Source organism: Streptomyces sp. NPDC101178 (genome assembly GCF_044767965.1).
Classification (GTDB): Bacteria; Actinomycetota; Actinomycetes; order Streptomycetales; family Streptomycetaceae; genus Streptomyces.
Genome location: NZ_JBIWOZ010000010.1, coordinates 214,745 through 236,541 on the forward strand (window position 1 = coordinate 214,745; position 21,797 = coordinate 236,541).

A 21,797-nucleotide genomic window follows, 5' to 3' on the forward strand; every position below is an offset into this window, starting at 1 on the left:
GTGAGCATCCAGGTATCGCCCGAGGTCAACGCCATGATCTTCATCCTCACCGGGGAGAAGCTCATGGACGCCGACGAGGACCTCGCCTTCGAGAGCCGACGGCCCTACTCCGGCCTCGGGCGCAAACTGGACCGGCTCTCCTCACTGATCGACAAGTCGATCCACGACATCGGCGAGTCCATGCCGGACGACCTCGCCTCGTCGTACGCCAAGGCGATGGGCATGCTCATCGACGACGGCGGCAAGAACTACCTGCGCGACTTCTCCGACCAGCTCGACAAGATCGCCGAGGGCCGCCGCAAGACCTCCATGGACATCATGGAGTCCAAGTGGCAGGTCATCGCCGAGATCATCCGGCTGCTCATCGAGATCGCCATCTACCTGGCGATGTCCTTCTTCACCGGTGGCGCCTCGGCCAGTCAGATCATGATGGCGAAGCTGCGCAGCCGCTTCTTCATCCTCACCACGCTCAGCCATCTGCTCCAGCGGCTGCACCTGGCGCCCTCGCTGACCGAGGCGTTCGCCGAGGCGTTCACCACCTTCGCCGTGCGGCTGGCGATGATGAACTTCGCCCCGGACGGCCGTCGCCCGGACTCCATCGACTGGGGCGACATCGGCAAGGCCGCCGCGTTCGGTGCGGCGGCGGGGTTCTTCACCAGCGTCTTCGAGAAGTTCGCCAAGGACATCGTCAAGAGCTTCGACGGCAACTTCCTCAAGGGCGGCCCGGATCTCGACTTCAAGAACCCTCCCAACCTGCGGGACACCCCGAACGTCGACATCAAGACAGGCGGCCCCACCCCCAACCCCAAGCCGGACCCCGACCTTCCCGACCTCCCGAAGGATCGCCCCGACCCGAATCCGTACGGCAACACTCCTGGCCCCACCCCTTCGCCCGGCCCGGTGCCCGTCACCTTCCGAGACGGTCCGCTCTCCTTCCGGAACAACCCCGAGCTGTGGCGCAACAGCCAGATCCTGCGCCTCAACCTCGACCGGCCGGGCGCGCTGACCGCGCACTACGCCCTCAAGGGCACGGCGGACTTCATCGCCGCGGGAGCCGGCGAGGTGGTCGCGGAGATCCTGATCAAGGGAGCTTTCGAGGGGGACTGGTCCTCCAGCTGGACCACGTTCGTCGGCGCGGGTGTGAGCAGCCGGGTCGAGTCCACCCTCATGAGTGCCGCACTCAACAGCGGCGCCGAACTCCGCCACGCCATCGACAAGTTGCGCAACCAGCCACCGCCGACCATTTCCAGTGGCAACGGCAACGGCTCGGAGACGGGTGGCTCGGACCGCACCGAGGGCCCCTCCCGCACGGACCGCACGGGCGGCCCCGGCCCCGGTGTCTCCTCGCCGCCACCGACCGTCCAACAGACCACGAGTCAGGGTGACTTCACCGGCAGCCAGTCGCCGCCGCCCTATGTGTCGCAGGACCCGCCGCCTTACGTCTCCGCCGATCCGCCCCCGTACACGCCGGGCCCGCTGCCGGTGACCGCGGCGGAGAACGCGCTGTGGCAGCAGGTCCACCAGGGCCCCGCCGAGGTACGCGAGCAGGCTCTGCGGGACCTCGCCGCGCTCCGGGGCTCCCAGCCGCCGGGCCCCGCCGAGATCGGCGTACGCGACGGGGTGCACGAGCGGCTCTCGCAGCTGCCCGAGGTGCGGGTGGTGCCCTCCGGCAACAGCACGGCCGGTCAGGTGGACACCGACGAGGTACGCCGGGCCCTGGAGAGCTTCGGCACGCCGGTGACGGTGGACACGCCGGTCCTGGGGGAGAGGCCAGGAGGATCGGCCGGCAGCGGCACCGGAATGTCCGGTGGCGTGGACATTGGGGAATCACCGGGTACGGAGACCTCCTCCGGCCCCGCCGAGCAGCCCGGCCGGCGCGACCAGCCTGGCCCGGACGGCCGCACCACCGCCCCTCCCGAGGTGAACACCAGCGGTTCGTACGGCGATACGCGCGCTCCCGGAGAGGTCGGTGGCGGCCCCGGGACGCGCGGAGCCGAGGGCGACACCTCGACCACCATCGACGGCCCCGGCACGGTTGAGTCCCCGCTGACCGTCGTCGTCTCCGAAGGGCCGCCGCCGGTCGCCGGATCGCCGGAGGCGGCCGAGCTGCTGGACGGCGCCGGGGTCGACCGGGCCGTGGTGCTCGGTCCGCCGACCGGCTCCGACGCGACGGGGCAGCCGGTGCGCGAGGCGGTCGAGCTGACCCGCGAAGGCCCCGAGGCGCCGGTGGAGGTCCGCCCGCTCACCGGACCCGGGTCCGCCGCGATGCCCGACGGCGGGGCGAACACGGCCTTCCCGGGCGCGAACGTGCTGCTGCCGCTCGCCGATGCCCTGGGTGTGCCGCCCGCCATGCCGGCCGCTCCGCCGCCCGCCGCCTCGACCGCCACGTCGGCCAATCCGGCCCCCGCGCCGGCGGCCTCGCCGCCGCGTTCCGTCGCGCAGGGCGTCCCATCCGGCGACACCGCCGCGACGGTCGAGACCCCGTCGAGCGAGCAGGCGCAGGAGACGACGGGAGCACCGCGGACGCCGGAGACGTCCACCGACACCGAGTCCGGTCCGGCGGACCCCGACACCGACGCCACCACCGCGCCTCCCCGCACCGAGTCCGAGTACCGGGACATCGACCCGTCCTCGGCCAAGGTGCTGTCGGGCGAGCCTTCCCCCACCACCGGTGACCTGCCGGTCCCCGAAGCCAAGCCGTCGGTGATCACCACCAGCTCCACGCCCGGACCGGACGTCAAGGCTCCGCTCACCGACACCGCCCCCGAGGCCGCCCCGGACATCAAGCCGACGGTCATCCCGTCCTCCTCGGCCCCCACGATCACCCCCACCGCCCCACCCGCAGCCTCCAAGCTCGCCACCGACGCCCGCCCCTGGACCGAGACGGCCACCGACCTGCACCTGGAGTCCGGCCGTGGCGACGCGGACCCGACGCCGCCGCCCGGGCAGATCACCATCCGCCCCGCAGACCCGGCACAGGACCAACCACCGCCAACACTGCGGGACTTCCTGCCGGAGGACCGGTGGTGGACCTTCTACATCGACCCCAAGAACCACCAAGCCGCGCTCGAAGCCTTCCCGGACGACCCCGGGTCCTACTACGACCACGACCGCTCACCGGGGTTCCAGCAGGGGATGGTGTCGGCGTACACGCAGTTCCTCGGCGACCCCGCCACCGTCGCCACGCCCATGGACTCGACCTCGTACCGGACGATGCACGGCCTGGCCACCGGCCACCTCGGCCGGACGATCGGCTGGTCCGGCGGCGGCGCCACGCAGTTCCCGCTGCGGGGCGAGAGCCTGGCCGACGACATCTTCGACGAGCGCATCGGCGAGCAGCTGCTGGTCTACGACACGACCAGCCGTGACTGGTCCACGCCCCTGCCCAAGCCCCGGCCGGTCACCATCCTGACCCGGTTCATGCACAACAACCCTTCGCTGGCGACCAACTACGGCAAGAACGCGGCCCCCGCCCTCGTCGACACGCTGTTCCAGCAGCACTACGCCCGGGTGTCGGACCCCGACGCCGACGACACGGCCAAGCTCGCCTCCATCGTCCGCACCATCCGGGCGCTGCACGTCGTCCACCCGTTCCAGGACGGCAACCTCCGGTCCAACGTGCAGATCCTGCTGCCGAAACTCCTCCTGGAGCAGGGCCTGCGCCCGGTCGTGCCGGACAACATGTACAGCCTGTTCCAGGGCGGCCGCTCCGTACCGCAGATGGTCGACTCCCTGATCCGCAACGGCGCCCTGGACACCGGGAGGCCGCGCCCGTCTCAGGGGGAGACCGCCGCCGACGTGAACCTGGAGTCACGGCGGGACAGCGTCATGGACACCGGCGACGCCCCGGCCACCCCGATCGCCACCAGCAGCTCCGACGGCGACAGCAGCACGCCGCCGCCCCCCACCACCGGACCCTCCGTCACCACGCTCGACCGGAAGACGGTGCCCTTCAGCGAGCTCCGGCGCTTCGTGCCGCAGACGACGACCGCTCCGCAACCCGGCGTGGCCGTGCGGACGGTGACCATCTCGCAGAGCCCGGCCGAGGACGGTACGGGGCGGAGCGCGGGCCGTGAGGCGCTGCTCGGCCAGGACACCTTCCGCGGGGTGCGCACCACCACGGCCGAGCCGCCGTCCCCGGGAACCTCCGAGGCCCCGCCCGCTCCCCGCACGGTCTTCACCGGCCCGCCGGCCTCGCTCCCGGGCTCGGGCACCGAGCGGGGCGCCGACTACTTCGTGGGCCACGGCACGCCCCGTACCGTCACCCTCGGGACGGACAACCCCGCGTACCCCACGGTCAAGGTCAGTGGTGTCCAGCTCGGCGAGGTGCTCAAGTCCTGGGCCCAGGACGGGGACCGGGACCGGCCGCTGGTGCTGTTCTCCTGCGAGACCGGGCAGCAGCCGAAGATCGCGGGCCTCCCGGTCGCCCAGCACGTGGCGAACCGGACCGGGCGCCCGGTGTACGCGCCGACCACCGAGGCGGGCACGGCCAAGGACCGGGACGGCAACGTCCGCGCCGTCCTCGGCGAAGGTCCGGACGGGCCCGGCCGGTGGCGGCTGTTCATCCCCGAGCCCGCCGGAACCGAACTGGACGACCTGGCCCGCGACGCCGGACTGCACACGGGCCCGGACCCGGCTGACGCCTTCGCCCGCGCCCGCACCCTCCAGCAGCTCCGCACCCTGCGCGAGGTCCTCGGACCTGACGCCGAACAGCAGCCGGGCAAAAGGGAGTTGCTGGCGGCGCTCGCCTACGTGGACGGTCTGCGCTGGCGCGATCCGGGCACCGCCGCGCGGTACGGCGACGGCCGGATGACCCCGGACCTGCTCGACCGGATGGTCACCGACTGGCACACCGCCACCAACGGGACGAACGTCGACCCGGCCACCGGTCCCACCCCGCGGCAGTACACCGCCTTCCTGGAAGCCGCAGCCGGACTGCGGGCCGGCGCGACTCCCGAGACCACGCTCGACGTGCTGCTGCCGCCCCCGCCGCCCGAACTGGCGCCGGACACCCTGGTCTCGCAGCCGGACGTGCTCGGCCTCTCCTACGCACGCTCCGCGCAGATCACCTGGTCCCTGTCGAACGCCCCGCTGCCGCTGTCCGAACTGGGCCTCGGCCCCGCCGACACCGCCGAACTGGCCCGCCGCCTGCACCACCCGGAGCCCACGGCCGCGCCCGGCCCGCAGGACGCCTCGGGGCCCGAAGCCGGCCCGCCTCCGCCGACGCTCCCGGTCAACTCCCGCACCGTCAATGCCTACACGGCCCGGCACACGTACGGCATCCCGGAGAAGAACTTCACCAAGTTCCGTGACCTGGCGCGGGAGCGGAACGTCGTGGTGGACGTGCGGCCGACGAATCCGTCGGCGCCGAAGTGGCTGGACGCGGGGGCGATGCCCAAGCCGCAGGAAATCAAGGCGAAGACCGTCAACGAGGTCGATGTCCTGCTGGGGGCGGATGCGGACACGATCGGCCTGGTGGGCTATTTCCAGCCGGTGCTGCCGGCCGAGGGCTCCGTTCCGCACGGTGCCTGGGACCGGGTGGTCTCACGGTTCAACCAGCGGTCCACCGAGTTCCGTGAACTGGCCGGAAAGATGGCCCAGTACGAGGCCGAAGGCCGCTTCCTCGTCCAGGACGGCGTCGTCCACGGTGTTGACGACGCCGGTGACCGGCGCCCGATCACGGGTGACCATGATGTGTACGACGTCTCGTCCCCGGACGGCTCACGGCTCTCGCATCCCGACCACGACGCGCTGATCGACGAGATGCGGGCCAAGGACATGGCCGTCGTGCACGGCGCGCACATGTTCTGGAATCCGCCGACCACGTTCGACAAGTCGGTCTTCGACAAGATCGTCGGCTCCCACCAGGGCCCATCCGGCGAACCGCTGCTCCGCTTCACCCCCAACAGCGACCACGCCGTCCTCACCTGGACGCAGAAGCTCAAGCCCGGACAGGTCGACTCCTACACGGCCCGGCACACGTACGGCATCCCGGAGAAGAACTTCACCAAGTTCCGTGATGTGGCGCGGGACCGGAACGTGGTCGTGGACGTGCGGCCGACGAATCCGTCGGCGCCGAAGTGGCTGGACGCGGGGGCGATGCCCAAGCCGCAGGAGATCAAGGCGAAGACGGTCGACGAGGCCGATGTCCTGCTGGGGGCCGATCCCGCCACCGTCGGACTGGTCGGGTACTTCCGGCCGGTGCTGCCGGATCAGGGTTCGGTCCCGGTGGACGCGTGGGACCGGGTGGTCTCACGGTTCAACCAGCGGTCCACGGAGTTCCACGAACTGGCCGGAAAGATGGCCGAGTACGAGGCCGAAGGCACGTTCACCGTGCACCAGGGGATCGTGTTCGGTGTCGACGACGCGGGCGGCCGCCGCCCGATCACCGGCGACCACGACCTGTTCGACGTGTCCTCGCCGGACGGTTCCCGGATCTCGCCCGTGTACCACGACGCGCTGATCGACGAGATGCGGGCCAAGGACATGGCCGTGGCGCACGGCGCGCACATGTTCTGGAATCCGCCGACGCCCTTCGACAAGTCGGTCTTCGACAAGATCGTCAGCTCCCACGAGGGCGCGTCCGGCGAGCCGCTGCTCCGCTTCAGCCCCGGCAACGACCACGCCGTCCTCGTCCACCCCGAGCCCCGCCCTGCCTCGCCGCCGCCCGACCGCCCGGAGAGCATCGCCGAGGACATGCAGCTGTCCGGCAAGGACACCGGGACACCCGGCCTCGCGGACACCGTCCACGCGGACGGCCGGGCCTTCCGCAGGATGCCCGCGCGGGCCGACGGGGACTGCCTCTTCCGGTCGCTCCTCAACACCGCGCGCAGCCACGACGTTCCCCCCGCCTGGGCCGCGCGGAACGTCGTCGGCCTCCGCGGCCTGCTCCGCGACCGGCTCACCGGCTCCGAACTGCTGGCCCCGGACGTCGAGGCCACCCCGGACCCGGTGCTCGCCGTCGTCGACGACCTGCGGATGACCGCCCTGGCCGGGGTACGGGACGCGGAGGCGCGGGAGCGCATCAGGCAGCGCTGGGACCGGATCGAGCAGGTGGTCGTCACGAACGGCGACGGACGCCGGTGGCGGCAGATCCTGAAGGAAGGCGGCTACCCGCACCTCGCCGACGTGGCGCCCACCCCCGCCGACGCGCGGAGGCTCGGCACCGACGGGCTGATCCTCGCGGCGGCCGAACTCCCGGCCCTGTGGTCCTCGCCCTTCGCCGACGCCCTGCCGCTCGCGCTGGCGCACACCCTCGACATCGAGCTGCGGCTCGTCCGCCCCGACGCGTCGGCGGCGACGGGCACCTCCGTCACCTCGCTCAACACCGGCGGCCGGAGCGGCACTCTGCACGTGGCCTACAACGGCGCCGACCACTACGACGCCCTCGTCCCGGCCACCGCCCTGCCCGCCCCCGCCCCGACGACCACTGCCCCGGCCACCGGGACCCCGGCCGGCACCGACGTCTTCGGCGAGTGGCTGCGGAGCATGGGCGGCGCCCCCGACCTCTACACTCCGGCCGAGGAGACCCCGGACCGGGGCGACCCCGTACCGCTGGAGACCCAGCTGGAGCGGCACCGCCCGGCCCGGCTGCTGACCGGCGAGGACGCCCGGCCGCCGGGTCCCGCCCCGCGCACCGTCACCTTCGACGACGGCAGCCGACTGCCCACCGTGCTGATCAGCCCCGACGCCGACCCGGACGACGGCTCCGCCGGCCCGGGAGCCCGGCCCGGCCGCACCCCCAGGACCGGGCTCCTCAACGGCCTGGGTGTCCTCACCCTGCGTTCACCCGAGCAGGTGGCCAAGGAGGTCTTCGACCAGCTGCCCAGGAAGCTCCGGTCCCAGTTCGACGAGGCGGAGCTGCTGCGCCTGCTGAAGGACCAGCCCGGCGCGTTCACCGCCCCGCGCGGCGCGCGCTTCGTGGGCCGGGAGAAATCCGGCGTCGGCCACGAGATGGTCGTCGAGGCCGTCCCGTACCACCGCTGGGAGCGTTTCGGCGAGGTCGGCGGCGCGACCGTACGGCTGGACACCATGCGGCGCGGCCAGGCCGGTACGGGCGGCGGGCGCAGTGTCGGTGTCGGCCGCCGGGTCGCCGCCGCGCTCGGCATGGGACCGCCGCTCAACTGGATGCTGAAGATCGGTGTCTCGCTGGGCTGGACCCGGAAGACCGACTACACGCAGGGCACCCAGGCGTACCACCAGAGCGAGTACCGGGCCTGGGAGGGGTCCCACCTGCATCTGGACGACGTCCACTACCGGGTGCGCGTGGAGCGGGTCACCGAGGCCCCGAAGGCGCCCGCGCCGACGGCTCCCGGGCCCGGCACCCCGCCCGCCACCGCTCCCCGTTGGCAGCGCAGCCAGGTGCACTCCGCCGCCTTCGCCATGCGGGACGGGCTGAGCTGGCGGCTGCCGGACGACCTCACCGTGCCCTTCAAGGGGCCGAAGAGGGCGCCGGAGACGCTCACCTTCCCGGACGGGACCGAACCCCGGATCACCGACACGACCGCGCTGCACCTGACGGACCCGCCGGAGGACGTGGCGCTCGCCATCTCCGGTGCCCGGCCCGGCAGTTCGGCCCACCGCACACTGATCTCGTACGTACGGCCCGGGCGGCTGCTCGGCCTCTTCGGGCGGTTCACCGGACCCGTCAGCGGACCCGAGCTGACCCGGGGCAGTGGCCAGCACCCGTTGGGCCACCTGATCGTCGAGCGGTCGATCCCGCACCGGGCCACCCTGGTCACGGAGTCGGTCAAGGCGGAGGTCCGCGACCTCGCCCAGACCACGTACCAGAACCAGCGCGCCCACGTCCGCGACACCCGCCTCGGCGTCCAGGTCACCGCCGGGCCGAACTACACCCTCGTCGGCCCCGAGACCGACGTACGCCTCCAGGGCGGCCCGTTGGTCCGCACCGACCTCAGCGCCGGGCGGGGCCACTACCTCGGCTCCGACGCCGCCCGCAAGGTGACCGGCCGCGTCCGCAACCACCCGATGGCGCTGTACCGGGTGGAGCGCACCTTGATGGTGCGCAAGGCCGGCCAGCCGGCCTCCGCCGCGCGGCCGGTCCGGGTGGTCAGCCTCGACTGGTACTCCACCCAGGACGCCCGCCGCCTCGCGGGCTGGGACAGCCGCACGCCCGGAGCGGCCGGCCCGAACCCGGACGCCGAGCCGCCGGTGCCGTGGTACCTGACCCGGCAGGACCCGGTGCACCTGGGCGGCCAGGTCCGCGCCGAGGGCTTCGTACCGGACCGGCGGGTGCCCGCCCCGCCTGCCCCGCCCGCCACGACGACAGCCCCCGCCCCGGCGACGGCCGCCACTCCGGCGACGGCCGCCACCCCCGCGCCCGCCCCTGCCCCGGCTCCTCAGGACCCCCTGAAGGCCTTCACCGACACGGTCCTGGACACCCTCACCCGCGCCTACCCGTCGCTCTTCGTCCCGCCGTTCATGCTGCGCCACCCCCATCTGGCCAAGCTCTGGTACGGGGACGGGCGCATGCGGACCGCCCTGCACAACGAGCGCCAGGTGCGCGAGGCGCTGAACCGGCCGAGCCTCGCGCAGAGCCTGGACGACCTCACCACCACCGGAGTGCCGGTCACCCTCACCGAGGACGGCAAGGTCCGCCGGGGCCACCACACGCTCATCCTGCGCGCCCGCCTCACCGACCGGCAGTTCGAGACCACCCTGAGCGAACGCTCGCTGCGCAACGCCGTGATCGGCACGGAGATCTCCGGCCAGGGGCAGCAGGAGTCCACCACGCTCTCCGCCGGCGTCGAGCTGGGCATCTCGCCGCGCGACCACGACAAGGACCCCGAAGCCGGGCTGCCCCGCCAGGCCGGCAACGTCTCCCTGGGCGCCCGCTACGCGCAGACGCGGAGCCGCGCCACCAAGAACACCGTCGCGGTCGCCCACGACCAGCTCACCTTCCAGAACGGCGCCGATCTCTACAGCTACCAGGTGGAGTTGGGCGCCACCTTCGAGGGCCACCGCAGGCCGCGCGGCTGGACCCGGCTCGCCACGGTGGGGCTGCTCGGCGCGGGCGTCTTCGTCAGCAAGGTCACGGAGCGGCCGCTGTTCACCCGGGGGACCGAGACCGTGGGCCGGGTGGAGCTCGCCGTTCCCGCCGCCCACGGCTCCGACCGCCACGCCCCCGCCGACCCTCCGGCCACCGGCCCCGCCCCGGCGCCCGCAGCCGCCCCCGTGCCGCGTCCTCTCGCCGCCACCGAGGCGGACCAGCTCCTCGACGGCACGAGGCCGTTGCCCCGGACCAGCGCATCCGACCGGCAGCTCGTCGACAAGCTGCTCAGCGCCCCGCACGTGGTCCTCAGCACCGAGGGCGGCGAGCAGCGCCAGCGGCTCGTCCAGGACACCGCCGACCGCGCCACCGGCACCTCCTGGCACGTCAGCGCGCCCGGCACCCCGATCCGCACCGCCCTGCGCCGGGCCATGGCCAACCTCGGCGTGGCCGGGCAACTGGGCCAGTACCTCGGCCCGTTCGGCTCCCGTATCACCGGGCTCACCGGTGCGGGCCCCTTCTCGACCCACTACCTCAAGGCGGCGGTCCGGGGCGAACTCGACAACGTACGCGTCAAGAGCGACCCGAAGCCGGGCAGCCTCGAAGCGACGATCGGCAACGAGCACCGTGTCGCCGGGACGTCCGGCACCGGGACGCGGACCACGCTCGGACTCCAGGGCGCCGTCACGCCGCTGCAGCAGGCGCCGGGCCAACCGGCCGTGGTGGGCGCGTACTCGAACGCCCTCCAGTACGCCTGGGGCAAGGGCCGCAGCATCTCCCAGACCCTCACCCGGGGCCGCAACACCACCCTCAGCTACGCCGGGCGGATGTACCTGGTGGTCGCCGACGCCACCGAGACCGTGGCCGTACGGGACCGCTGGACGGCCGCGATGGGGGCGGTCGGCACCCGGGCCGGGGGCGGGATCAGCTCCGCCGCCGGGCGGATCTCCGAGCGGCTCGGGCGCGGCCTCGCCCCGCGCCGGGCGGCCGCCGCGCTCCAGCGCGTCCGCGACGCGGTGATGTTCCACCTGCCGATGCAGGACGCGATCGAGGCCGGCCTCGCCCCCGACGGTCTCGGCACCACCACACCGGCCAACCTCGGCGGCGGCTACAAACTGCCCCCCTTCCTCCGCCGCCGCCACTTCCCCTCCCACCCCAGCGGCCAGCTCGACGCGAGCCGGGCGGCGCAGCAGCTGATGGGGCAGCTGGAGCGGATGGGCGTGCCCTCGCACGACCGGGAGCAGGTGCTCCAGCGCCTCTCGCCGGACTTCCTCCGCTCCCATGTGCACGAGCTGACCACCGACGGCATGGCCCTGCCGGTCCGCTACCGCACCTGGACCAGCCCGCACCACCTGCCGGTCGGCGGCAGCCCCGGGCAGCTCAAGCTGACCCTGACGCCGGTCACCACCACCGTGCAGCGGCTGCGCACCGGCTACGAGCTGGAGGACTACCGCACCACCGCCCGCGACGACGTCGAGGGCCGGTCCCAGGACCGCGGCGCCGACGTGACGCTCAGCGCGAGCGAACGCGCGGCCGGCAGCGGCGTGCTGGTCGCCAACCCGGCGCTCCAGGGCACGGCGGCCAAGCAGCGGTCGAGCAACGTGACCGAGGCGGTGGGCAGCACCGCGATGCCCAACATCGCCACCACCCAGGCGCACGCCGAGATCGTGACCACGTACACCCTGACGGCCACCCTGGTGGACGGCTCCGGGAAGCTGCTCGGCCCCACCGCAACCGCCCCCGTCGGCTCCCTCAACGAGATCCTGCCGGCGAGCCTGCTCACCCCGGACGGGGACGGCACCGACGGCGCGCTCACCGAACAGGACGTTCCCGAACCCGAGCGCTCGGTCAAGGTTCTGACGGCTGATCAGGCACGAGCCGAAGGTGTCGCCCGGTGGCGGACCACGGACGGGGAGAGCGGCGAGGCGGACCCGGACATCCTGCCCTTCGACGACGTCATCGGCTCCGGCATCCTCGCCGTCGACATCCTCGGCTCCGCCAATGTGCAGGACGCCCTCACCCTCGCCACCGCCCGCGCCGACGGCTTCCCCGGTGACACGGACCTCGGCAAGCGCCATACGGGCACCTCGCTCACCGAACGCGTACGGATGGCCCGTCACACCCCGCTCACCGCCCTCGGCACCGCCCCGGCCCAGGCCCAGCAGGAGGCCACCTCCCAGGTCGGCCTGACGGCGGGCTTCCGGGAGGCGCTCGGCCCCGACGGCTCGCCGCTGCCCACCCAGTCCTCCGCCCGTCTCCTCGGCCAGTCCCACACCGCCGACTCCCGCCTCTACGCCAAGATGCACCGCACCGGCGCCCGGCTGCTCGCCGTGGAGAACAAGCCCCGTATGGAGGCCATGCAGCGGCGCAAGACCGGCGACGCGCTGGAGGCGGGCATCACCGACAACGTCGAGGGCGCGGTCAGCACGTCGCCGCTGGCGGGCAACAGCAACGCGGGCGTGACCAACCCCGGCGCCACGGTCCCGATCGGCGGTGCCAACGACGCGACCGCCCTCAGAAGCGCCACCGACACCACCCTCGGCACCCACGTCAAGGTCGTCACCGACCGCAGCATGCTCTTCGCGGTCCCCGTCAGCTGGCTCTCGGTGGCCGAGGTCGACCACCGGGTCACCGACAGCCGCCCGATGCAGGCTCTCGGCAAGCCCCAGCGCGGCCCGCGCGCCGTCGAGGCCGAGACCACCGCCCTGGTCTGGCTCCGCGAGGACATCGCCCGCGACTACGGCCTCCTGGACGACACGACCTTCCCCGACGAGGCCCGCACGGCCTGGGACGACCAGGCCAAGGCGGCGGCCGACCTCGCCACCGCCGAGAAGAACTACTACGACGCGCGCGCGAAGACCCGGGAGACCTGGCTCGACCTGAGCCCCGAGGAGCAGACCGCGCTCGGCGACGGCGCCGGAGCCACGACACCGTCCCCGGCACTCTCCGCCTCCCCGGCCGTCACCGCCTGGCAGACGGCCCGCGAAGACGTACGCCGCTGGCAGCAGCGCCTGGACGCCGCCGCGCGGGACCACCACCGCCTCCACCTGGCCGCCGCCCGTCTCACCGCCCACCACCAGGGTTCCGGCTCGGTGCCGGTGAAGGACGTGCCGCAGCAGTACACCGCGCCCGACTGGCGCTCCGAGGCACCGGAGCCGTACCAGGTCACCGACGCCACCGGCTCCCTCCCGCGTACCCTCACCTCGCCGGACGGGCGCACGGTGCGCGAGGTCCACGAAGTGCCGCACGACGGGGCCTCGTTCTTCCACGCGCTGCTCGCGACGGCCCAGGACCAGGGCAAGCTGCCCTTCCTGCTCGACGCGGGCCTCGCCGACCGGTTCGCGGCGGCCCCCGGTGACCCGGCGGTCACCGCCGAGGCCGTCGGCGCCGTGCGCGACCGGCTCGCCTGGGCGCTGGGCGACGACGGCAACGAGGATCTGCTCGACGGCCTGGCCCTGGACGCCGCGGACACCTTCACCCAGGTCGAACTGGACTACGCCGAAATCGATCTGACCCCTGCTCAGCAGGCGGAGTTCGACGCGTTCGGCCGGCTCCCGCAGACCGTCTGGCCGACCCCGGAGCAACGGGTGGCGCTGGCCACGGCTGCCCTGTACCGCCCGTTCACCGCCGAGCCCACGGCGAACCCGGGCGCCGGCGGTTCGGCCCCGCCCGAGCGCCGGGCGGCCGACCACGGCGGCGCCGACGTGCTGCCCGCCCTCGCGGCCCGGATCCTGGGCGCCCCGGTGACGGTGGTGACGGGGGAGGGGCGGCCGCAGACGTTCCTCCCGCGCGGCGCCGACCCGGCGACGACCGATCCGGCCTCGGGCCCGGTCCTCTTCGCCGCGGACGGCTTCTTCTCCGCCGCGCTGACCCCCGGCACGGTGCCCCCTGCCACCACGGCGCTGCCCGCCCCGCCGACCACGGTCACGTCTTCGGGCAGCACGGAGACCACCCCTGAGCCGCCCGCCCACCGCAGCCACCCCACCCCGCCCTGGCTGCCGCCCGCCGACGCCACCGGCCCGCGCTACCGCCTGGCCCGCGACGGCGTCCTCACCGCCCCCGACGGCGCGACCTACACCCAGGGCACCCCGGCGGGCCGGGGCAACGGCTTCTTCGGCGCGCTCTCCACGGCCCTGCGCCACGCGGCCGAGCAGCCCGGCCGCGACCCACAGGCGGCGGCCCGGCTCCGGACCCGCGCCGGAGCCTCGCCCGCCCAGCTGATGCGGCTGAACGGCCTTCCCGGCGAACGGGCCGAACGCGACACGCTGTTCTCGCCCCCGGCGCCCGTCGAGCGGAAGAACACCCCGGCCCTGAGCCGGGACGCCCTCGACGGCCGGCTGCGCCGCCACCTGGCCAACGCCCCCTGGGGCCCGGACGCCGACCGCGCGGTGGCCGAGTGGGCGGCGAAGGCGACCGGCGCCACGGTCACCCTGATCGAGGAGAACGGGACCGTCCACACCTACGCGGGCCCCTCGGCCGATGCGCCCGTCCTCCGGCTCCGGCGCCGGGGCGGGGACTTCGTACCGCTGCTGCTGCGGAGCCCGGCGCCGCCTCCGAAGAAGCCGGAGACGACCGTCACCGGCGAGGGCCCCGGGCTGCCGGGCGAGGAAGAGGCGTACGAACTGAGCACGCTGTCCGGCGCGGAGCCGCAGCCGCACCACAGCACCGGTCCCGACACCGAGGCCGACAGCGACGGGCAGGACGAGGACAGCACCCCGATCTGGGCCGACCCCGAATGGCTGACCGCGGTGTTCGGCCCGCAATGGAGCAGGGCTCCTCGCGCCCGGCTCCAGGAGAGCTCCCAGGCCCTCTACGAGTTGGTCGAGGAGGCGGCGGGCGGCCGTACGACCCGCGACGGTCTGGCCGACCTCGTCCGGCACGTCCTGCACCTGCCGACCCGGGCCCGGGTGAACAACCAGGACGTCCTGGACCTGGGGGCGCTGGTGCTGGAGGCGTCCTCGGACGACCTGGCGAGCGCCGAGGACCTCGCCCTGTACTTCGTCGACCGGCAGATCGAGACCCGGCGCGACGCCCTCGCCGAGGAGACCCTGCTGCGCACGGCGGACCGGACCCCGGCGGGGCGGGACTTCACCATGTCGGGCCAGGGTCTGCCCGCTCCGGAGTCCTACCTCGCCGAGCGGTCCGGGCGCGCGGCCGGGCAGAACGCGGCCTGGCGCAACCCTTACCTGTTCGTGGCCGAGGAGGCGGAGGGCGGCGGCGTCGAGATCGTCACGCCGTGGCGCACCTTCGTGGTCCGCGAGGCCGAGGAGATGGCCCGGATCATCTCGTACGACTCCCGGCGGCCGGCCGGCGCGGACATCGTCCTCGCCCTGCCCTCGGCGTTCGCGGCTCAGGTCGCCGACCTGGTCGCCGGTACGACGGCCCGCCCGGTCTGGTACCCGCTGGGCCCGGCCGAGGTCGCCACCCACCCCACCACCGGAGCCGCCCACCTCGTCGTGCACCGGCGGGCCGGGGAGACCGGGCCGGACTGGACCACGCCTCCGCCGCCGCGGGAGCCCGGCCTGCCCGGTGCCCGCGACGACAGCGACGACAGCGACAGCGACGACGGCCGTGGCAGCGACGCCGGTAGCGACAGCGGCTCCACCAGCGACGGTGACGCGGAGTTCGACCGGCTGGCCGACCAGTCGCAGTGGGAACGCCGTACCGACGCCCTGCGCCCCCGCCCCCTGGTCTCCCGCGCCTACCGGGTCATCGACGACAGCGGCACCGGAGTGCTGTTCACCGAGCCCGGACCCCGGACCGTCGGCCCGGTGACCGTGGGCGGAGTCCGTACGGAGCGGGATGCCGGGGGATCCGCGCTGGTTCTGCCCCAGCAGACTCCTGGGACCGTCACCGCCACCGACCACCCGCCGCTGCACATCTCCGCGGACCGCACGGTCGCTCTCCGCTCGGCGGGGGACGACACCACCGGCCGGGGCCGCCAGGTGTACGCCACCCGGGCGGTGATCGAGCGCTCCTCCGCCCGACTGGCCGCCGCCGGCGCCGGGGTACGGCTGGAGGCCGACCCTTCGGTACGTCTGGTGCTCGACCAGGAGGACGGCACTCCCGGCGAACCGCTGTTCCGGGTGGAGCCCCGGTTCCTCACCGCCTCCGGCGACTCCGAGCACGCCTTCACCCGCGACTTCGCCCGGATGGTCGCCGGAACGGATGCCGCGCCGCTCTCCCATCTCGCCTTCCGCGCTCCCGACGGCACGGTGGCCACGGCCCCGGTCAACGGACTGCACGGCCGGGAGGTCACCGGCACCCACCACCTGGCCCAGGCACTGACGGAGGTGGCCGACGGGACCCGTACCGCCACCGCCGTCACCCCCGACTGGGCCGTCCGGGAAGCGGGACGGGACCCGCGCTTCACCGGCGGGGTGGTCGGCGCGCCCACCCCGGGCGAGGCGTACGGCCGAGCCCTCAGCCACACCCGGGACAACGCGCTGCGCGGGCCGCTGAGCCAGGCCGCCGCGCGAGCCGGGGTCAACGAGTTCGCCTGGGCGGAGGTCGGTGAGGGCTATCTGATCCAGTCGGTCAGCACCACCAACGACGGCGGCGCCCAGCTCTTCACCCACAACCACGCCAAGCCCGGGGACCCGGTGGGTCCGCACGCCCCGTACCACTTCGCACAGGTGGTGCTGGCCAGTGACGACGGCACCCACCAGATCACCCTGGAGAACGAGACCCACTCCCGCACAGAGATTCCGGCGGACCAGCTCGACGCCGTCGTGGACGACAACCTCGACCGCTACGACGAGGACCGGCTCACCCTCCTGGCCCGGGAGACGGACCGGCGGGCCGAGGCGGCCCGGCGTGACGGAGCGGACCCGGCGGAGATCGCCCGGCTGGAAGGGTTCGCCCGCGCGGCCCGGGCCCTGGCCGCCGTCCACGAGGCCGAGCACGTCCGGTGGTACTTCACCGAGGACCGCCCCGAACACGCCCTGGCCCAGCGGGAAGTCGACCAGGCCCGGGCCCGGGCCCGGGATGCCGTACGGTCCGCCGCACCGATCCCGCACGACAAGGACCAGTGGTACTTCCGGGCCTACAGCAAGCGCCCCGGCGAGTCGGCACACGCCGTCAACGCCGCCCTGCTGTCGGACCGTTCACCCGCCGTGTCCAATCCGCTCACCACCGTCGCCCTGCACGGCCACGCACTCCGCCCGGACCGGCGGACCGTACGCTTCGCCGAGCAGCAGCACACCCTGCCGCCCGACGCGGACGAGAACCTGGACGCCCTGGCCCTGTACCTGGCCCGCACCGGCCTGTGGAACAGCGCCAACGGCCTGCCCATGCCCACGGTCACCGTCACCGGGCACGGCAACCGCTCCCGGGCCAGTGGTGAGAAGCGCGCGGCGGCGGTCGGCAAGGCGCTCGGGGACCGGCTGGCCCGGCTGCTGCGGACGTTCCAGGAGGGCGCCGTCGGCCCGCACGTCCGGCTCTCCGACTTCACGCTCACCCTGGACGCCCAGCGGGTCCGCCGCGCCACCGACCCCGACCGGGGACGGGTGGTGACCGTCGACGTCGACGACCACCGGCACACGTCCCCTCCGGAGGCCGGCAGGCCCGCGCCCTCCGGGGAGCCACTTGGCGCCGAGCCGCCCGCCCCGCCCCGCCCGACCGGCCCACCCGCCCCGGAGGGGCCGCCGCCCGTCGTCACGGACCCGGCCACCGGCACCACCGGGTCCCGTACCCCCGCCGGCCGGGACCCGTCCCGGCCGGGCCGCCGGTCCGCCACGCCCAGCCCCGACCGTGGCGCACCGGTACCCGCGTGGGTCCGGGCCCGCATCCGGTATGCCGAGGAGTCCGTCGCCTTCGAGCGCCGCCTGGCCGAACACCTCGCGGAGAACGAGGCGGTGACCGAGGAGTTCCGGAAGATGGCGCGCGCCGCGTGGGACCGGGTGCGGCAGCAGTACCCCCCAGGCGTCCTCGCCGCCTTCGGCAGCGACAACCCGAGCATGCCCGGGACGGTCGGAACCAGCAGGCCCGCCCTCCAGCAGGTGCTGCGGGCCGGCAACCTGAGGGAGCTGGCGACCTTCCTGTTCCAGGGCATCTCCAGCGACCTGGTGCCGGAGACGCTCGGCGGCCGGGAGGACCCGAACCCGGAGATCGAGCAGGAGCGTCCCAGCCGCCGCCAGGCGGAAGGCCGCGCTCAACTGGAACGGCTGGCCGCCCAGTTGAACCTGGACGACACCCTCACAGCGGCGGAGAAGCAGGCGGCGCTCGCCCGCGCCACCCGCGAGCACACGGTCCAGGCCGACCCCGACGACGTACGTCCGCCGCTGAGCCGGGCCGAGCGCCCCTTCGCAGTGAACGAGCTCGGGCTCACCTGGATGCCCGCTTCCTCCGTGTACGACCTCGCGATGAGCTCCGGTCTCCAAGGGGCGTCCGAGGACTCGGGGGGCCTGGTCCTGACCGGCACCGCGGGGTCGACCTACCGCTTCCTGGTGCACGCCGCCCGCATGCGGGACCGGTGGGGCCTCGACCTGGACCTCGGGCTGATCCGGGCCGGGATGATCGCCATGTCGCTGTCGGCGGGCCACCACTCGTTCCACGAGGTGATGCGTGGCGCCCAGTTGGCGCTCGACTCCCTGCCCGGCCACGACCCGGCGCTGGACTACCAGGACAACTGGGGCCGGTACTGGAGAGTCCACCCGCTCACCGAGCAGGAGTTGCGCGACCACGCCGCACGCGACGGGCGTTTCCCCGACGAGCACGCGCGGGACCTGCTCGATGAGATCGGCGGAGCGACCGGCGTGAGCGATGACATGCGCCCCGGCCGCCGCGTCCCCAGCTGACCGCCCCGGCGGAAGCCTGAGCGCTGCGGGCGCGCCCCCGCAGGTCTGCGCCGCCGGCGCCGGTTCCGCCATTTTCCGACAACTGCGCCACCCCCCACCCCAGAAACCATCCATTCGGTTTATTATCCTGAGTGCTCTTGTGTGTGCACTGAGTACGCATGCTGCCAATGACCTCACTCGGAGCCCCAGGATGGCCAAGCAGGACCGTGCGGTACGCACCCGCCAGGAGTTGATCCGTTGTGCCGCCGAAACCTTCTGCCGACGGGGGTTCGCCCTGTCGTCGCTCTCGGAGATCAGCGGCAAGGCGGGCGTGAGCACAGGGGCGCTGAACTTCCATTTCCAGAGCAAGCGGGAACTGGGGGAGGCGGTGGAGGCCGCGGCGTTCGAGACCCTGCGGCATATCACCGGGCCGCGCCCCTCGCACTGCCCCGTGCCACTCCAGGCCTTGGTCGACGCGACGCATGAGCTCGCGTGGTGTCTCGGCGAGGACCCCATCCTACGCGCCGGCTTCAGCCTCGGTCACGACGCCGCCTGGTCGGCCGGGAACGCGGGACCCCTCTGGCCGGAGTGGGAGAGCTGGGTCGTCGGTGCGCTGATCGTCGCGGGCGAAGCGGGGAACCTGGCCGCCGATGTGGCTCTGGACGATGCCGGGGCCACGGTGACCGCCGCCGTGGCCGGGTTCGAGGTGCTCGGGCGCGGTGACGCCCGATGGTTCTCCCGTCGCACCGTCACTCGCTTCTGGGAGCTGATGCTGCCGCGGCTCGCCTCCACGGAGATCCGGGGGGAACTCGACGCGGGCGGGAGCGTGGCACCGGCCGGGCCGGAGCGCCGGGGTGACGCGGTCACCGTCTGCCAGGCGCAGGGCGAGCGCCGGCGCCGGGTCGCGAAGGACCGGGGAGCGGCTTGAAGGGTGAGGGCCGAACGCCGAGGGGCGGGTGCGGCGCCGGTCGTGTGCCGGTGCCGCACCCGCCCCGTGGTCCTGGAACGGTAATCAACGGTTCTTCGTGGAGTCTGTGTGCGGTCGTCGGCCGGGCCGCCGATGACGACGGACAGGTGAGGCCGGCGCGGGTCGGTGCTGCCGACCCGGATCTGCTATCGGTACGAGCCGGTCAACTCGACCCGGAACGAGCGCCGCTCGTTCTGCACGCCGATCACCCGGACGGTGTCGGCCGGTGCGTCCGGAGCGGAGATCAGCTCCGCCTCGACCCAGCAGGGCGCGTCGAACTCGACGTACTGGGTGAAGTCGCTGGCGACACCGGTCGGTTCGAAGTAAGTGGTGGAGTCGAGGGCGTACGCGGCCTGATAGGCCGCCTCGATGAGGGCGAGCCCCGGCACGTGATCGACCGGGTGGTCGAAGAGCAGGGTGTTCGCCGTTTCGTTGCGTAGCTGCCAGCGGTTGGGGAGCCCGGTCGGCGAGAGGACCACGTCGGTCGCGTCGGTCTGCCTCACGCAGGCCGGATCCACCGGTGACGGCACATCCCACGTGGCCCAGTCGACGGTGTGCCGGACACCGCGCAGTCTGCGGTAGGCCGTCGGTGATACCCAGCCGAACCGCGTTTCCGACCGCGCCACCGTGACGCCGTTGATGTTGATGTTGATGTTCATGTCGAGTCCACCCCCTCTGGTGGGTCTGCCCGTCACCTTGCGGACGAGCACCTCCACGGTCACGGGTGAGGGGCGGTCTCTCGATATCTGGAACCCGGGTACCACGTGGTAGTTGAGATGGTGGAGAAGCGTCTGGTGGGTCAGTGGCACGCCGTAGTCGGCGTGCGCCACGGCCAGGCCCCCTTGTCGGATCAGCTGGGTCAGGATGCGCGGATCGTACGGCAGCGCGGCCTCGGTCGCGGGCCAGAGGGCGGTTAAGGAGTAGGCGCCGGCCCTCAGGCGGGTGCAATCCTTGACGAGGACGGCATCCTCGTCCCGGAGGTGCGCGTGCTCCTTGGGTATCGCTCCTCTCGCCGCCGGAAGTGTGTGCACCGTGATCGGTGCCGGAACCTCGGTCCGTTTCTCGCTACGAGGAGTGTTGAGGAACGCAGTTGCTTCGGACACAGTCCCCCCCAAGGACGTGGCGGCGTGAGCCTCTTCGAGCTGTAGAATACCGGCCCATCGGTCTTTTTCAAGAGATGGCAAAGACGAGGTCAAGGAGGAGGAGCGGGTGGCGATGCAGGAACGAGCTGTCCGGACCCGGAGGATCTTTCTGGAGGCCGCCGCCCAGGTCTTCATCGAGTACGGCTACGAGGCGGCTTCGATCTCCACGATCCTGGAGCGCACCAAGCTCACGCGTGGCGCGCTGTACTTCCACTTCACGTCCAAGGAGGGACTCGCGCGCGGCGTGCTCGACGAGGCGGTGACCACCGAGGGGCTCACGCCGCAGCCCTTCAAGGTCCAGGAGTGGGTGGACGTCGGCATGCTCCTCGCCTACCGGCTGCCGCGCGAACCTCTGCTCGGCGCCTCGCTCGCGCTCTCCGTCGACCCCGCGGCCCGCGCGCTGTTCGGCACCCGCTGGCCGGACTGGATCGAACTGGGGCGTGAGCTCTTGGCCGAGGCCAAGGAGCGCGGGGAGATCCAGCAGCATATCGAGCCGGTGGTCGCGGCCCGGCTGGTCGTCGGTGCCTGGACCGGGGTTCGGCTGGTCTCGGGCGCGCTGGAGGAGTTCGACCTCGTCAGCGAGATCTCGGAGCTGTACGGCCTCCTGCTGCCGAACCTCGTCGTCCCGGGCGTCCTGGCGAGGCTGGACACCTCGATGTACCGGGCTGAGCGGCTCCTGCGGGCCGCCCGCGAAGCGCGGGGGATCCGTGATGACGAGGAAGAGGCCCTGGCGGGCGACGACCGGCGGATGCCCGTACGGTGACCGCTCACTGACCGCACGCCGCAGCATCGGGGCGGGGGGGGGGGGGGGCGGGCGTGGGGTAATAAAAATTAGGGGGGGGGGCCCCCCCCCCGGGGGGGCAACACCCACGAGGCCCAAATGTGGATAATATTAAAAAAAA

Annotated in this window: 4 protein-coding genes; 3 read left to right on the forward strand and 1 reads right to left on the reverse strand. The window is 73.3% G+C overall.

Features of this window, described 5'->3' with window-relative positions:
- The first annotated feature begins 33 nt into the window (after positions 1 to 33).
- Together ACIRR8_RS27330 and ACIRR8_RS27335 are read left to right on the forward strand one after the other, a co-directional pair.
- Complete coding sequence (locus ACIRR8_RS27330) at positions 34 to 18,807, forward strand: hypothetical protein (protein ID WP_404069752.1); 18,774 nt, start codon at positions 34 to 36, stop codon at positions 18,805 to 18,807.
- Between the two features lie 190 nt (positions 18,808 to 18,997).
- Positions 18,998 to 19,714 (forward strand): ScbR family autoregulator-binding transcription factor, encoded by a 717-nt coding sequence (locus tag ACIRR8_RS27335; RefSeq protein ID WP_404069726.1) that lies wholly within the window; start codon positions 18,998 to 19,000, stop codon positions 19,712 to 19,714.
- A 185-nt stretch (positions 19,715 to 19,899) separates the two neighbouring features.
- Here the strand turns inward: ACIRR8_RS27335 and ACIRR8_RS27340 are convergent, their stop codons facing one another.
- Positions 19,900 to 20,856: a ScbA/BarX family gamma-butyrolactone biosynthesis protein gene (locus ACIRR8_RS27340; protein ID WP_404069728.1), complete on the reverse strand. Its 957-nt coding sequence runs from the start codon at positions 20,854 to 20,856 to the stop codon at positions 19,900 to 19,902.
- A 112-nt stretch (positions 20,857 to 20,968) separates the two neighbouring features.
- On the opposite strand from ACIRR8_RS27340, the gene ACIRR8_RS27345 reads away from it, so the two are divergent.
- Positions 20,969 to 21,658: a ScbR family autoregulator-binding transcription factor gene (locus ACIRR8_RS27345; protein WP_404069730.1), complete on the forward strand. Its 690-nt coding sequence runs from the start codon at positions 20,969 to 20,971 to the stop codon at positions 21,656 to 21,658.
- The last annotated feature ends 139 nt before the right edge of the window (positions 21,659 to 21,797 follow it).

Coding starts and splice junctions, on each gene's coding strand:
- ACIRR8_RS27330 (WP_404069752.1), top strand. CDS start 34: ATGATCTTCATCCTCACCGGGGAGAAGCTCATGGACGCCGACGAGGAC.
- ACIRR8_RS27335 (WP_404069726.1), top strand. CDS start 18,998: ATGGCCAAGCAGGACCGTGCGGTACGCACCCGCCAGGAGTTGATCCGT.
- ACIRR8_RS27345 (WP_404069730.1), top strand. CDS start 20,969: ATGCAGGAACGAGCTGTCCGGACCCGGAGGATCTTTCTGGAGGCCGCC.